Source organism: Allobosea sp. 10L417 (assembly GCF_056395485.1).
The window spans coordinates 101111-115754 of record NZ_JBFTJP010000005.1; the positions used below are offsets into that span (position 1 = coordinate 101111).

The 14644-nt window shown below is 61.6% G+C and carries 18 protein-coding genes; 13 read left to right on the forward strand and 5 right to left on the reverse strand.

Annotated elements, in window-relative coordinates:
• Positions 1-243 precede the first annotated feature (243 nt).
• The gene (locus AC1DE3_RS14555) at positions 244-1659 is read right to left on the reverse strand and encodes a TolC family outer membrane protein (RefSeq protein ID WP_441513276.1); all 1416 of its coding nucleotides are present in this window, start codon (positions 1657-1659) and stop codon (positions 244-246) included.
• A 173-nt stretch (positions 1660-1832) separates the two neighbouring features.
• Positions 1833-2474 (reverse strand): protein-L-isoaspartate O-methyltransferase family protein, encoded by a 642-nt coding sequence (locus tag AC1DE3_RS14560; protein WP_476852475.1) that lies wholly within the window; start codon positions 2472-2474, stop codon positions 1833-1835.
• Positions 2475-2790: 316 nt separating this feature from the next.
• Between AC1DE3_RS14560 and AC1DE3_RS14565 the strand changes: the two genes are divergently transcribed.
• The 4 genes from AC1DE3_RS14565 to AC1DE3_RS14580 all read left to right on the forward strand — a co-directional run bounded on the left by AC1DE3_RS14565 (position 2791) and on the right by AC1DE3_RS14580 (position 5789).
• The gene (locus AC1DE3_RS14565; RefSeq protein WP_476852476.1) at positions 2791-3972 is read left to right on the forward strand and encodes a tyrosine-type recombinase/integrase; all 1182 of its coding nucleotides are present in this window, start codon (positions 2791-2793) and stop codon (positions 3970-3972) included.
• 131 nt (positions 3973-4103) lie between these two features.
• Entirely contained in the window at positions 4104-4322 is a 219-nt protein-coding gene (locus AC1DE3_RS14570) for a helix-turn-helix transcriptional regulator (protein ID WP_476852477.1), read from the forward strand.
• Positions 4319-4588 (forward strand): hypothetical protein, encoded by a 270-nt coding sequence (locus AC1DE3_RS14575; RefSeq protein WP_476852478.1) that lies wholly within the window; start codon positions 4319-4321, stop codon positions 4586-4588. The genes AC1DE3_RS14570 and AC1DE3_RS14575 overlap by 4 nt, the downstream gene beginning before the upstream one ends.
• Complete coding sequence (locus AC1DE3_RS14580) at positions 4569-5789, forward strand: hypothetical protein (RefSeq protein ID WP_476852479.1); 1221 nt, start codon at positions 4569-4571, stop codon at positions 5787-5789. The genes AC1DE3_RS14575 and AC1DE3_RS14580 overlap by 20 nt, the downstream gene beginning before the upstream one ends.
• A gap of 114 nt (positions 5790-5903) precedes the next feature.
• Here AC1DE3_RS14580 and AC1DE3_RS14585 read toward each other — a convergent pair whose 3' ends face one another.
• Positions 5904-6179 (reverse strand): hypothetical protein, encoded by a 276-nt coding sequence (locus AC1DE3_RS14585; protein WP_476852480.1) that lies wholly within the window; start codon positions 6177-6179, stop codon positions 5904-5906.
• Between the two features lie 579 nt (positions 6180-6758).
• On the reverse strand, positions 6759-7022 hold the full coding sequence (locus AC1DE3_RS14590) for a B-box zinc finger protein (RefSeq protein ID WP_476852481.1): 264 nt from the start codon (positions 7020-7022) through the stop codon (positions 6759-6761).
• Between the two features lie 727 nt (positions 7023-7749).
• Here AC1DE3_RS14590 and AC1DE3_RS14595 point away from each other — a divergent pair.
• The 6 genes from AC1DE3_RS14595 (at position 7750) to AC1DE3_RS14620 (ending at position 11114) form a co-directional block, all read left to right on the forward strand.
• On the forward strand, positions 7750-8547 hold the full coding sequence (locus tag AC1DE3_RS14595) for a hypothetical protein (protein WP_476852482.1): 798 nt from the start codon (positions 7750-7752) through the stop codon (positions 8545-8547).
• A 173-nt stretch (positions 8548-8720) separates the two neighbouring features.
• Positions 8721-9284: a hypothetical protein gene (locus AC1DE3_RS14600; protein ID WP_476852483.1), complete on the forward strand. Its 564-nt coding sequence runs from the start codon at positions 8721-8723 to the stop codon at positions 9282-9284.
• Positions 9285-9293: 9 nt separating this feature from the next.
• Entirely contained in the window at positions 9294-9881 is a 588-nt protein-coding gene (locus AC1DE3_RS14605) for a hypothetical protein (RefSeq protein ID WP_476852484.1), read from the forward strand.
• Positions 9868-10068, forward strand: coding sequence for a hypothetical protein (locus AC1DE3_RS14610; RefSeq protein ID WP_476852485.1), 201 nt, complete (start codon positions 9868-9870; stop codon positions 10066-10068). Before AC1DE3_RS14605 ends, AC1DE3_RS14610 begins: the two co-directional genes overlap by 14 nt.
• Positions 10055-10618, forward strand: coding sequence for an HK97 family phage prohead protease (locus AC1DE3_RS14615; RefSeq protein WP_476852486.1), 564 nt, complete (start codon positions 10055-10057; stop codon positions 10616-10618). Before AC1DE3_RS14610 ends, AC1DE3_RS14615 begins: the two co-directional genes overlap by 14 nt.
• Before the next feature lie 211 nt (positions 10619-10829).
• Entirely contained in the window at positions 10830-11114 is a 285-nt protein-coding gene (locus AC1DE3_RS14620; protein WP_476852487.1) for an HNH endonuclease, read from the forward strand.
• 216 nt (positions 11115-11330) lie between these two features.
• On the opposite strand, the gene AC1DE3_RS14625 is transcribed toward AC1DE3_RS14620, so the two are convergent.
• Positions 11331-11786: a Ros/MucR family transcriptional regulator gene (locus AC1DE3_RS14625; protein ID WP_476852488.1), complete on the reverse strand. Its 456-nt coding sequence runs from the start codon at positions 11784-11786 to the stop codon at positions 11331-11333.
• A 127-nt stretch (positions 11787-11913) separates the two neighbouring features.
• On the opposite strand from AC1DE3_RS14625, the gene AC1DE3_RS14630 reads away from it, so the two are divergent.
• Genes AC1DE3_RS14630 through AC1DE3_RS14640 form a run of 3 tightly spaced genes read left to right on the forward strand, consistent with a single transcriptional unit; the run spans position 11914 to position 14586 of the window.
• On the forward strand, positions 11914-12333 hold the full coding sequence (locus AC1DE3_RS14630) for an HK97-gp10 family putative phage morphogenesis protein (protein WP_476852489.1): 420 nt from the start codon (positions 11914-11916) through the stop codon (positions 12331-12333).
• A gap of 5 nt (positions 12334-12338) precedes the next feature.
• Positions 12339-12695: a gene transfer agent family protein gene (locus AC1DE3_RS14635; protein WP_476852490.1), complete on the forward strand. Its 357-nt coding sequence runs from the start codon at positions 12339-12341 to the stop codon at positions 12693-12695.
• Entirely contained in the window at positions 12688-14586 is a 1899-nt protein-coding gene (locus AC1DE3_RS14640; protein ID WP_476852491.1) for a tropomyosin, read from the forward strand. Before AC1DE3_RS14635 ends, AC1DE3_RS14640 begins: the two co-directional genes overlap by 8 nt.
• Positions 14587-14644: the final 58 nt, after the last annotated feature.

The window sequence follows — 14644 nt, forward strand, 5'->3', positions numbered from 1 at the left end:
CGCTGCTCCAAGAGCTGAGTATTCCACGACTTGCGGGGCAGACAAGGCGAGCACAGCCTATCCCACAGGAGAAATCGGCGCTGTTGCGCGAATGCGCCGGCCCCGGTAGCCGCGCGTCCTGTCGAACGCGCAATGGCGATCTACCTTTGTCTGAGCATCGGATTTGTCCGAAAAGCGAATTCCACTTTTCGGACCGATGCTCGAGGCGGCCGGCATCATGGCCAGCCGCATTTAAGGAGAGCCTCAGCGGCCGTCAGGCGTCTGCGTGCCCCACAACAGGCCCTTGACCTGATCGTAGTGCTGGCGGGGTTCGTAGGTCTCCGCCTTGAGTTTGAGCGTCTGCGAGGAGAGCTTGCCGACGGCCGAAAGCACCGCATAGGAAGCGACGACACGATCGCGCTGCGCCGTCACCAGGCTCGAACGCGCGCTGACCAGCTCCTGCTGCGCGTTCAGGACGTCGAGAGTGGTTCGCTGGCCGACCTTGGCCTCTTCGCGCACGCCGGCAAGCGCCGTCGAGGACGCCTCGACCTGAGCCTGCGCGGCGATGATCTGCGCTTTGGCCGCTTCCAACCCGCCCCAGGCGGAGACGACTGCCGCGCGAACCGTATCGCGCTGCGTATCGACATCGATCCGGCGTTGCCCGGCCGTTTCTTTGGCCTGGCGGGTGCGGGAATAGACCTGCCCGCCCTCATAGATCGGGATCGTCAGCGCGCCGACGATGGTCGCCGACAGGCGGTTGTCGCCGAAGAACGTGCTGTCGTAACGCTGCTGGACCGTGCCGGTGACGCCAAAGGTCGGATAGAGGTCAGCTTCCGTCACCTTCACCTGCAACTCGGCGGCATCGACGCCGTGCAGGGCCGCGACGATCGCCGGATGATTTCCGAGCGCATGATTCAGCGCCAGCGGCAGCGATTTCGGCAGGAGGTTCTCGACCGGACGGGCGGGCGTCAGCGAACGGGGCTCGATACCGATATTCTGGCGAAACCGCGCCACCGAGGTCTTGAGATTCGATTCGGCGAGAATCGCCTGCGACTGCGCGGAGGACAGCCGCGCCTCGGCCTGCGCGACGTCGGTTCGCGTCACTTCGCCGACCTGAAATCGGTCGCGCGTCTGGCGCAGCTGCTCTTCCAGAACCTCAACGTTGTTACGGTTCAGGCTGAGAATCGCCGTGTCGCGCAGCACGTTCATATAGGACGTCGCGCCATCGAGCAGCACGTTCTGCTCGGTATTGCGCAGGGTGGCGCGTGCGCCAAGCACCTGCGATTCGGACTGGCCGACCGAGTTGCGGGTCTTGCCGGCGTCGAAAATGTTCTGCGTGATCGAAACGCCGGCGCCGCGCGGCGCCAGCCGACTGACAGTGCTGTTGTGAAGGCCCGATGACGTACTGCCGGCCGGGGTGTCGGTCTCCAAGATGCTCGCGCCGATATCGGCCGAAGCCTGGATGCGGGGCCGATATCCGGAAAGAGCCTGCGGAACATTCTCGTCTACGGCGCGCACCGATGCGCGCTGCGAATTCAGCGTCGGGTTACCTGAATAGGCCCGAGCCAGCGCGGCTTCCATCGACTGGGCCGCCGCAGGCAAAGCCCATCCGCCTGACATCGCCAAGGCGATGATGGCGGAGAGCCCGAACCCGGAAATCTTGTCGTATTGTCTTTTCACTGGACGCCTCGTGTGCGCACTGAAGTCGCGCCCAGGCTACGCCCCAGCCTCGGCATAAGTCTCAATTTCATACTCTGCCCGACGCCGCGAGCCAACGCATGGGTGCCGTCAAGAGCATTTCCCTCGGAACCTGCCACAAAAATGCGACACCCTCCTTTCGAAAATGCAAACGCTCAAAAGATGAATGCCTCCGGTCGCCGGAACTCGGACAGAACCGGAGCCGCAGCGTCGAACACCGGGCGGCCGGCAACGATATCCGCGGATTTTCGATAGAGTTTGACGCGGGCGGCGCGGCCTGCCCCCTCGACCACGACCAGCCGCCCCTCGGCACGCAGCAAGGGGAAGAGCGATTCCGGCTCGGTCTCGCAAGAGCCGCTCACCAGAATCGCGTCGAACGATTCGCTGGCAGGCTGCGTGGCAGTGATCGTGACCTGGCGAGCGCCGGCGGCGCGCAGCGCACCTTCGGCAAGAGTGCGAGCAGCCGAGTCGGGCTCCCACAATGTCACCTTGGCGCCGACATGGGCCATCAGAGCCGCACCATAGCCGGAGCCGCCGCCATATTCGAGCGCATCCTCGCCCGCCTGCAGGTCGAGCAGCTGGATCATGCGGGCGATGACCATCGGCGCCATCAGCGCACGCCCAGTGCCCGGCAAGGCGATCGACTGATCGAGATAGGCAAGATGCGCGAAATTTTCCGGGACGAACACCTCGCGCGGGACCGCATCGGCCGCAGCCAGAACGGCCCGATCGGTCACGTCATAGGTACGCAACTGGCAATCGACCATGTTGCGGCGCAGCCCGCTGAAACCTTCCATAACCCTGAATTCTCCGTCTGCGCTGGCACCGGGCGCGCAGCGGCTACGAGAGCACATTCCACGCGGCCGGCTCAGCGCCGTCACGGCTGCTTTGTGTTCGACCCGCGCGCAAAAGGCAAGCGCGCCTTGCATCGCAACAAGGCGGCGGGCGTTTGGGCGAACTAACGATTTCGGGGGGAAATGTTGGCTCCCGGAGCAGGGGCCAAGCCGCTGATATTGTTAACAGAAATGCCTTGTCTTTCCCTGATGACTGCATAAATGTCGTCCCTGTCAGCATTGTCGTCAGGGGCGGTTTAGGGAAACCAGTAGGATAAACATGGCCCGGAACCTTCTCACCGCCGCTGCAATCAAGGCCGCGGACAAGCCAAAGCTTCGTGACGGCGATGGGCTTTGGCTCCACCAGGCCGCGTCGGGAGCATGGTACTGGACGTTTATTTATCCGCGCGCCCACAAACGCCGAGAGCTTGGTTTAGGGCGCTACGGCGCCCTCCCCGGCGAGGTTGGCATCACGTTGGCGCGAAAGAAGGCCGATGAGATGCGCTCGCTACTTGCTGCGGGAAAAGACCCATACGAGGTACTCGCGCACCGCAAACGCCAATCTGATCGGCCTACGTTCGGCGCCGTCGTTGACGAGTACATCGAGACCATGAAGTCGCAATGGCGAGGACGGCAGACCGAGCCGAGGTGGCGTCGGTTTGCTAACGTGCACGCCGAGCCGATTCGTAAGATCCCAATCAGCGACATCGCGACGGACGACGTCGTGAAGATGCTGAAACCGATCTGGCAAAAGCTACCCGAGACAGGGCAGAAGTGCCGTGAAATGGCGAAGATGGTGCTGGACCATGCCAAGGCGCGCGGCCTTCGCGCCGGCGATAATCCAGCGCAATGGAAGGGGCACCTAGACCAGATTCTGCCCAAGCGGGACATGCTGCAGGTCGAGAACCACCCAGCCCTGCCCTATCCCGACCTACCAGACTTCTTTGCGAAGCTGGCCAGAGAGACGAGCGTGGGCGGGCAGGCGCTGGCCTTCACAATCCTTACCGCTGCCAGGTCGGGCGAAACCCGCGGCGCGGTGTGGGACGAGATTGACCTAGATGGCGCGCTTTGGGTGGTTCCCGCAGCACGACACAAGGAGGGCCGAGAGCACCGGGTTCCGTTGGTAACTGCGGCGGTGTCGATTCTCCGTAAGATGAAGGCTCGTCAGATCAATGATTTGGTTTTTCCGGGCGGTCGCGCTCACGCGTCTCTGTCGGACGTGTCGCTGGCAAAGCCTCTGAAGAAGCTCGGCGTTGCGGAGATTGCCTCCGTCCATGGGTTTCGCAGCACGTTTAGGGATTGGTGCGGCGAGGCGACGGAGTTCCAGCGGGAGGTCGCGGAGGCAGCTTTGTCTCACGTTGTCGGAGACAAAGCCGAACGCGCTTACAGGCGCGGAGACGCGTTGCTGAAAAGACGCACTTTGATGGAATCTTGGGAAAAGTACTGCTTTAGCAGCCTCTGACGGCACTATCGATATTGACAAACGATAGTAGCCTCAGCTATAAGAAGCGCCGCTTTTGAGTGGATTCGTACTTACCATTCAAATATCGCACATTCGCAAAACAGGTGTCAACCCCTCGGGAGATTTTTTTCATGCAGCCTGCGAACGATAACGCGCCGATGCTCATTTCCATCAACGACGTAGCCGCCCTCACCTCCTTGTCGCGCCCTCAGATTAACGTGCTCCGTGGCCGGCACGAATTCCCCCAAGCCGTCATTCTCGGAGAACGCCGAATCGCATTCGTGCGGGCCGAGGTCGTCGACTGGGTTAGCGCCCGCATCGCCGCCCGCACCGTGAGGGCTGCGGCGTGATGCAGATCACATCCATGCGCCCCATTGCATATGGCGGCCCCGGGCCGACCATAACTGTCGCGTCCTTCACGGTGCAGGTCACCCCCGATCTTATCCTCAACAACGTGCAGCTCCGGCGAAAGCCGGATGGCTCCTACCGCATTCAACCGCCTCGTGCATTTGGGGAGCCCTCTGCATTTCTCACCGGCCCGTTAGCCAAGCATCTCGCCGAAGCCGCCACCATCGAATTTGAGAGGCAGTGCGCCCGTGACGTCACTCACCGCTGAGAAGACCGCAGAGTCCCGCGCCTACTGGACGCATGGGGTCGATGCCTTCCCCGGGCCGGTTGCCCAGTTCCGGATGGCGCAGCTCATCGACCTAGACGACCGCCTCTATGAGAATGCTCGCGTCGTCTACCGCTTCCTAATCGGTTGGTATCATGACGGCCACGGCGATGCGCTACTATCCATGCGGCATGTATCCAAGGTCATGCGTGCCCGCGCGCCGGATGGCGTAGCGGTCCTCTCGCATTCCGTTGTGCAGCGTGCCGTGTCTGCCCTGCTTGATACCGGCTGGGTTGTTCGCACCCACAAGGGCCGCGGCAAAGGCAAGGGAGCGAGCCGGTTCATGCCGGTGCTCAACGTGTTGGAGCTGGCCGGCCAGGGCAAATTTCCCGAACCGTCCCATAGTGGCGGTACAGTTGATGGCACCGCAGAACTGTCCCGCTCTAATGGTACAGTGGTGTCCCGCACTAATGGGACAGTTGAGCCTGAACTGTCCCGCTCTAATGGTCCCAAGACTCAATTACTGGACCCGGTTATAGAACCGGGAACAGGTAATTGTAATGATGTAGCCGGCGCCGCTGCGGCGGATGGGCTTGCGCCCACCGCGCGCGCCGGGTTTGAGCGCATATGGGTTGCTTACGACCGGCTCGGAAACAAGGCCGCAGCCCGGGCCGAGTTCGACGATCTCGTCAACCCCGACGTCGATCACATTGCCGACCGTGCCGCGTCATGGGCCGCTTCGGCACGTCCGGGGCAGAAGCGCATGCCTTTGGAAAAATGGCTTGCCGCTGAAAAGTACGACGAGGCCGACCGGCGCGTCGAGCCAAAGCCCGAGCGCACGCTGAAACCTTCCGCGCCGCAAGCCGCAAACAGCAACGTTCCGTTGCGCATCGTTGGCGGCCGGACTGACTTGGGCGCGGGCGAGCACCTCGCCGACATTGTCGGGGCGGAGTATCGGGACGCCGACAACGGCGCGGGCGAAATGAGGGTGGTCCTGAAGCTTGTCCAAACCGGCGAAGAACGAAGCCACACCTACTTCGCCTGGCATCCGCAGGACGATGAACGCGAGGCGGGGCAACTGTGCTCACGGTCGCTGGTTCGGGCAACGGGCGGCGACCCTGCGTTGAGCGACAATCCTGATCCTATCGGTCAGCGTGTCTGGGCAATCGTGAAAGGGGCCGCCGTCGAATATCGGGCGGCTTAGTCGTTGAGCAGCGGGGCTGGCCATGGGTCTGCCCCGCCCCTACCTTGCACCGGTTGGCGCTTCCAACTTCGCCCACAACAAAAAAGCGCCGGGGAAACCCGGCGCTCTTCAACTTCACCACCCACGATAATGACGGCGATAGCCATGAGCCGGCGCCCACGGCGGGGGGCCACCATAGCGGCGGCCATAGCCGTAGCCGTAGTGGCGCCGATAGCCGTAGCCACGGCCATAATATCCGCGGTGTCCGTAATATCCGCGGTGGCCGGCGAACTTGGACGGCGCTTTGTCGAGATGCTGAGCCAAAGCCTGCGGCAAAGCTTCGGATGCCACGGCCGGACCTGCGAGCGCAGCCCCTATAGCCAGGGCGCCAAGAATGAGAAATTTGCGCATGCGCGTCTCCTTTCGAGGAGACATTCAATCGCGTCCAGCTTCAACAGGAGGTGAACGACGTTGTTGGCTGGTGTTCAGATGAGGTCCAGCCAGCAGCACTGGCCGCCCCGGAGGGGGCACCCTCAATCTCTGCCGCCCTCGCCCACCGCAACGGTCGGCTCATCGACCGATAGTCCAAACACAGGAAAAGCTATGAGGACTCATGCGCGCACGCGCGCGAGCGCTACCGCAAAAACACCAGTGGACGCCAACACCCAGCACCGCCACGATCACGCCCCTAAGCAGGACGCCAATTATGCGGTCGTTTCGGATAATTTAACCCCGGCCGGTGACGCGCAAGATCGGCTTCAAATCGTCAAATAAGCGTTCGGAGTGGAGGCGTCGCAGGCGCATTATCGTTCTCTGCGGCAAGAGCGATCTTCGCATTTTGAAGCACAAGATCCCGAGCGTCTCTCCTTGCTCGTTTCCGCCTCTCCTGCGCACGCGTCTTTATCCTGAGATATCGGAGCCTATCCACATGCTTGAACATCAGACCCTCATTGCCAATACTGGCTCTTGGAGAATGCAGGCACAGTCAGACTAAGCCGCCAGAGCTTCCTCTGCAGGTATCACGCGTCCCGCGACGGCCAGATGCCGGTCACTTCGGCTGACCACCACAACGAGGACGGCGCTGCCGTCATCGCAGTCCAGTCTCATGCGATGGCCAAACAGGCCGTCGTCAAACTCTTCCGTCTCAAAGAACAAGTAACCGTCTCGTTGATCGTCGTATTCGCTGGAGAACTGATAAGACACATCGGCGCCGCGCCCATCAGGCAGGTTTAAGTAGCCATTTCCGATGATCATTAAGTGTCTCCGCTTGGCAGCATCAATTGTGCCGCACTCGGTCATATCCATAAGCAAGGAGACAACTGCTTCTGTAGGAGGCGCTCTTTCACGGCGAATAGCAAGAACATTCGTAGGCCGCGCAGGGGGCACCGAACTCGCGGTTGCTGACATCAGGACCGCGGACCTGCCTGGGAGCCACGCGCAACTTTTTTCCACCCGTATGAAAATCAATCAAAGGAACAGAGATGCCTAGAGGAGGCTACCGGCCGGGAGCCGGCAGGAAGAAGGGAAGCTTGGGCGCCGCTGGCAGGGCCAGGCAAATGGTTTCAACCCGGCCCGTTGGCGCCACTCCGCTCGAATTCATGCTCGCGGTCATGCGCGATGAGGCGCAGCCGAAAGAGATCCGCGACCAGATGGCAATTGCCGCGGCGCCATACTGTCATCCGAAGGCCCGGGGCGGGAGTGTCGCCGTAGATGGCCAAGGCAAACGCACACCGGCCCGGTAGTAAAAAACGTTCATCCGCAAAATTCGAAATAGCGAATTCCTTGACGATTTCGCTCCGCCAGCACTAGATTCTCTTATGCACCCCCTTTGCGGCGCCGCGAAGCCCTAGATTACCATAGCAGGGCCGTACGCGGCCTCTCTGCCCTTCAGGCTACCTGACTACCTTTTACTCCAAACAAGCCGCACACGGCCCGCGCAGGGCCGGGAAACCGCATTCAGTAATGCCTCGGGAGGGCAACAGTGAACACACCTTCGAACGATAACAGCACGCCGAACCGTATTCGCAACGCATTTCGAGACGACGCCATTAAGGCCGCGAGGGCTTATTCAGCTCTGCCTGAAGATCAGCAGACGCCGAGTGCTTACCGCGAAGCACAGGCGGCCGCGCAGCCATATATCAACTTCTTGGCGGTCGCCGAGTTGCTGCGGCCCGGCGAGGCGTTCGCTAATGACGAAGCGATCACAACGCCCGGAAGCGGATACGGGCTCGACTATCGACACGACGTGCGCCCGAGCATTGACGAGACGCTAACTGCATACAGCGACGGACTCAGGCCGTTCCTGCGCCGCTCACCGCGCGGCGAAATCGAGCAGTTCGCGGGCGGCATCCACTATCACCGCGCTGACAACTCCCAGACCATCGGCGGATATTCATCAACCGGCCGATTTTACGGTTTGCACTTCTACAAGGGCAAACTGGAATATTTTGGACAGAACGGACGCCGCAAGCGGGCGAAAGAAGAACGGGGCGACCCACGCGGGCCGGATGCCGATAACGACAACTTCAACACAACGCGGCGTGAGACTACCGCTGCACCAGGCGCATCCGTGGCGCTGGCTGAATTCAAGCGCGAACAGAAACGCGCGGACCTTCTGAAGGAACTAGGCCACAAACGCGCGGCATTCCTGCGTACCGTGATGAACGCCGATAATTTCGCTGAGATAGCAGAGGCCGCCGGAACCGCGATGAACAGTCATAGTGGGCGCAGACACGCGGTTAAGGTTCTAGCCGAGGCGGCTAGATTGATGGCTGCGTAAATATTTTTGGGGAGCGTCCGTTTCGGGCATCCCCGCGCGGGATATAGTAAGAGGGGAGAAATTCCCTCTGTTGTCCTCCCGGCAACGACTAACGCCCTAGCCATTCGCCGGGGCGCTATTTTTTTACCCCAACACTCACCACGGCCCGTAATGGCCCATTTCAGAGGACATTCATGGCGACGCTTAACCGCGTGCTCGCCAACATCGAGCAGCATATCGGCTTCCCAATCAGCCGAACGAAACAGGTCGCGCGCCGCCTTGCCGAGGCCGGCATCATTCCGACCGGCGGCCCACGCCGCGCTCCGGAACTCGACATCAGTCATTTCGCCAGCATCGTCGCCGCCGCCGCCATGGAAGACGGCTTGGCTGACGTCGTAGCTTCGCACCAGCGCCTCTCGAGCCTCACGCCGGGCGGCGCCAGCCTCGGTGTCGATCTCACCGTTGGTGGCGAGACCGACGAGCAATGGCCGGCGAGCATTCCCCGGTCGGCGCGCGAGGTGATCGACGTGATCGCCGAAATGGCTTTGGGCGATCACGTCAGCCAGCGGGACGTCGCAGCGATGCGCATCGAGTTCGTCAGCACCTGGCCGGAAATCGCCATCCATGACGCCGCCCGCATCCGCCGCTTTCGAGAGCGCGGCAGCGATGCGGCGCACTGGGGCCAATGCGGGCACCGGCGCTCAACCACCATCAACGGCAGCGCGATCGTCGACGCCGTCCGCGCTCTATTTTCCTAAGGACTTTCAATGGCACTTTTGAAGAAGCCAGCCGCAAGCGCGGCCGAGCCTTTCCGCGTTCCCTCTCTTGAAGAAGCCAGCTCGGAATATGCGGCCCTTGTTGATAAGCGGCAGGATCTGCTGACGCAGCAGTCGGCGCTGACTGCGGAGCGGCACGATCTCTCTCGCAAGATTGAGGAGGCGCCCGCTCCGATTATGCGGCCCGGCGTTGCCGCGCTCCTCGGCGAAACGTCCGACTCCACTACCGGCCTGCGCACACGGCTAACCGAGGTTCAGCGAACCCTCTCAGATATCGACGCCGCGCTCGAGGTTGTTCGACAGCGCCTTGCGGTCGCGCGAACTGGCGCGTCCCGTGCGATCTGCCTTCAGGTCAAACCAGAATACGGTCGCCGCGTTGCCGCTATGTGCGACGCTCTCAAAGCGGTTGCCGCGGCGCGCGCCGATTACGACGACCTCCGCGACCAATTCGAGCGCGAAGATGTGTCATGGGGCTCCCTTGGCCCGATGGTTCCCAACTTCCTTGGAGACGCGCGGGATGGCCACGTTCAGCGGTTCATCCGCGAAGCAAAGGAGGCTGGCTACTATGTCGAAAATTGAATTCGCCGACGCGAAGACGCCGGACCTGCCGCACCGGGTGACCCTGCTCGRCCGGACCACGACCCACACCGACTTCGACGCAAAAAAGTTCGCGCAGGCGATAATTCGCGGCCGCAAGCCAAAGACGACGTCGGCGGACCGGGAGGCCCGTCTGCGCCGGGCGGAGGCAAAGATTGCGAAATATTGAGACACGCAGCGGCTCGGCGACAGTGTCGGGCAATGTCGCTGAGGGCTACGCGGTCGTGTTCGGGCAGAAGGAGCCGATGGGAGAATACTATATCGAGAGTATCGCCAAAGGCGCCTTCAAGCAAAAGAACTATTACCGGAATGACGTTCTTGCGCTATGGAATCACAACTACGATTCAGTGCTAGGCCGCCTTTCCGCTGGCACGCTTCAGCTTGAAGAACGCCAGCATGGATTGTGGTTCCGACTTCAGTTGGACGACAGATCGCCCGCAGGCATGACAGCCATCTCGGCGCTCGATCGTGGCGAGGTGCTTGGTTGCAGTTTCGGCTTCCGAGTCCTGGCGGAAAGCTGGACGGATCCGGAGGGCAGCCTACCGGAGCGCGTCATTACCGACGTGCTTCTCGTCGAGGTCAGTCTATGCCCGCTGCCCTTCTACCCGGGCACGACCGTCTCCCTAGTGCGCAGCGCTAACGACAATGCAGTGAACGCCGCCAGGCGCCTGCGCCGGAAGGCCGAAGCAGCCATGAGACTGCGGGGCATCCCAGTATGATCGGCGAGGTTGTTTCAGTTGGGCTGCACGGTGCGCGTATCAGCTCCGCCGGCGGGCCCCTCTTCCTTCATCGGAGTGTGTTCGGCGCGCGCACTCCAGCCATCGGCGACCTAGTCGCGTACCGACCGTTCCGAACGCAGGACGGCACAACGATCGCGACGAATGCGAAGCCGGTTACCGCTGAACAAGCCGAGGTCGCCCGATGCCTCGGGTGACTGAGAAGCGGCCTTGGCTGTCGTGGTACTCCACTGCAGCGTGGAAGCACATCCGGCGGTGGCAACTTGCGCAAGAGCCGCTGTGCCGGATGTGCGCCGAGGTTGGTGACACGACTGCGGCCACGGTTTGCGACCATATCGAGCCTCACCGCGGCGACGCCGAGAAGTTCTGGTCGGGGCCGTTCCAGTCACTTTGTGCCGCGCACCATTCCCGCGATAAGCAACGCGAAGAGAACGGCCGGAAGGTCATGCGCTACGGCGCCGATGGCTATCCCATCTGACCCGGGAGGGGTGATCAAAATCGCTCCCACTGGCGTCTCCGTGGGACCGGTAGGCGCCAAACGCGTACATTTTTCCGATTGAAATGTTGAGGGCGCGCGCTGCGATGAGGCGCCGGCTGAGGGCTAAACGCTACACCGCTCCCAGCCGGCACATTCTCGCGGAATGCGGAATTATCCTGCCCGCATTTAGGTAAATAAAGCGATAAGCGGCGCGGATCAGGCCGAAGCCTTAGCGCGGCCACGCTTAGCCGGGGCAGGCGCCGGTACGGCCTTACGTCGCCGCTGGCCTAGGCCCATGGTCTTCGCCAGGTTCGATCGTGCCTCAGCATAAGCGGGCGCGACCATCGGGTAATCGTTCGGAAGGCCCCATTTCGCACGGTACTGTTCCGGCGACATATCGTACGCGGTGCGTAGATGACGCTTCAACGACTTGAACTTCTTCCCGTCTTCCAAGCAAATGAGGAAATCTGGTGTTATCGATTTCTTGATCGACACCGCCGGGACAGCCTTTTCCTCAACGGCAGGCACCGGTTCTTTACCAAGACCCGTCAACGCAGCGTGCGTGCTAGCAATTAATGCCGGCAATTCGGATGGCGGCACGCTGTTGTGCGACACGAAAGCAGATACGATGTCTGCGACCAAGTCGACAATGGCCTCGTTATTTTCTGACATTTTTAGAACTCGCGAAATTTTGGATCAGACTCGCCACTTCATCGGCGCATCAAAGCAGCAAAGCAAGCTATTTCTATGGCAGTAGAAGCTGAAAACTCCTCGGCTTCGCAGGATTACGAGACGGAGCATGGGTAGCACAGGCCAAAAATCCGCCGCATCAATTGCTCGCCTCAAGAGGCGCCTCGCCAAAGTTCCAATCGAAGTCAGATCGGCCGCCGCAGCGCAAGCCCTTATCGAGGGCAACAACCTCGTCGTGGCTCTGCGAGGCAGCTCCCCGAAGGACGATGGCACGCTGCGAGACAGCATCCGTCTGGAGCAAGGGAAGTACGGCGATAAATTCTACGTCAAAGCCGGCGGCCCGCAGACGACGAAGCCTGTGCGCGAAGGCGCATCGGCAACTTACGACTACGTTTTTGCCAGCGAATACGGCACGGCAAACCAGCCGGCCCGCGCTTGGTTTTTTCCTACCTATCGGGTGCGCCGGAAGGCGATCCGCAAACGCATTGAAGACGCAGCGCGCGCAGCGGCTGCCAAATTATCGGATTGATACTAATGACCGAGAAGACAACCTCCGCACTCATTCGCCTGTTCTTCGGAGACGGTGATCACGACTTTTGTATGCAGTTCGATCAGATCGTCGAACTGGAGGATAAGCTCAATCAAGGCCCGATGCGGACTTTGCTGAACTTCCAGTCCGGTGACTGGAGCCCGGAATCGGTTTTCCAAATTATCCGGCTGGGACTGATCGGCGGCGGAAAGACACCGCAGGAAGCCTTTACGCTTGCAACGCGATACTGCCGTGACCGCCCGATTGGGGAGACCGCCCCCACGGCCGCCTCTGTGTTGTCCGCTGGCCTGATGGGCGTCCCGATGGTGGACCTGCTGGAAAAGGCCGAAGTCATTGGCTAATCCCGGCGAAGGACTTCAGATTGCCGTTGGCGCGAACATCAAGGCGCTCGAACGCCAGATGAAGGCTGCCGGCGCGGTTGCTGAGAAAGCCGCTAGCGACATTGAAGCTCGCTTCAACAGGCTGAACCCCTCGATTAGCACCAGTGCGCTTACGGGCGCGCTGAAGGGCCTCGGCGCCGCTGTTGCAGGCGTTGGGCTCGAGCGGATCGCCCGGGGCGTGCTGGACGCCAATCGAGAGATTGCGAGCTTCGCGACGACAAGCCGACAGGCCGGCCTCGAACTTCAGCGCTTCCAAGAGCTTCGTTATGCCGCCGGCAACAAGGGCATCTCCGGCAAGGAATTTGATGGCGGCCTCACCGGTCTCGCGAAGGCGCTGAACGATGCGCGGACCGAGGAGACGGAGCTTTCGAAGCTGTTCGACGCGAACGGATTGAAGCTAAAGGATCGAAACGGCACCGTCATCAGCACCAATGAGGCCCTGGCCACCGCTGCGGACCTGATTAGCCGCGCCGCCACGGAAGCCGACAAGGTCGCAATCGCCGAGAAGTTCGGAATCCCGAAGGATTTCTTGCCGCTGCTGGAAGGTGGCGCAGCAGCGCTCGACCAACTCGCTAAGAACGCGCGCGAAGCTGGTGCTGTTCTTTCGGACGATGTCATTGCCAAATCCAAGCAGTTTGATGAGGCATGGACCGGCGCTTGGAATTCGTTCATCGGCGCGGCGAAGGCTGCGACCGTCAATGCCGCCACCAGCCTCGCCGACCTGATCAAACAGGCGCAGGAATTCAACCTGCAGATGGAGCGTGCCCGATCGGGCGGCGCCAAGCTTGGCAAAATGATTGGCGATCTGGCGGCGGGTGGCCAGCCTATAACGGCGCCAATACCACCGGCCCGTGAAGGCGTGCCGTGGTCCGCCCCTCTCCCGCCCAGCCGCCCCGGGCGCGGCTACATCGGATCCGACGTCACGAAGATCCCCGATAAATCCTCCAGCGGTGGTGGTGGCGGCAAATCGGAAGCGGAGCAGCGGCAAGAGCAGGTCGACAACTATATCAAGAGCCTCGAGCGCGTTAACCGCGTCCTCGAAGCCGAGCAGGCGACGCTGGGCAAGTCGAAAGCCGAACGTGCCGCAGCTATTGAGCTTGCTCGCATTGGAGCAGTCGAAGACGACGGGCAGCGTCAGAAAATCGAGCAAATCGTCAAGGCCAATGAGGCGCTGCGCGAGTCCATCGATAAGGTCAAGAAAGCTCAGAAGGACGCCAACGAAGCGCAGCGCTTCTTCGGAGATGCACTAACGGACAGCCTCGGCGACCTAATCGTAGATGGCGAGAAGGCGACCGACGTACTCCGCAATTTAGTGAAGCAACTTGCGCGCGCCGCCCTGCAAGCCGCCATCATGGGCAACGGCCCGTTGGGCGGCTTCTTCGGCACGTCGGGTACGAATGGTGCGCCAGGCGGCTTGTTCGGGATGGCGGCGGGCCTGTTCAAGGGCTTCGACGGCGGTGGCTACACAGGCGCCGGCGGCACGTACGAGCCGAAGGGCGTTGTCCATGGCGGTGAGTACGTGTTCTCGAAAAGGGCGGTCCAAAAGATCGGGCTCGGCAATCTCGAGGCGATGCATCGCGGGTTCGCAAGCGGTGGCTTCGTGGGCGTGCCGAGGAGCCTGCCGTCAGTTCCGGCGGGGTTGGGTGCCGGCGGCAGCGGCAAGCCTCAGGTGGCGGTGAACATCACCAACCAATCGGGCGCCCAGGTTGAGACCCGCCAAGAATCGAACGGCGACATTTCGGTGCTGATCAGCGCTGTTGAGGCGCGCATTGCAGACAACATGCTGCGGGGCCGCGGCCCGATGTCAGCGGCAAATAATGCGCTGCGCACCAATAGGCACATGAGAGGCTAGCCGAAACCCAGCCCGGCTGCGGCTGCGCGGCCGGGGAACTTTCGCGCCTGATCCGCGT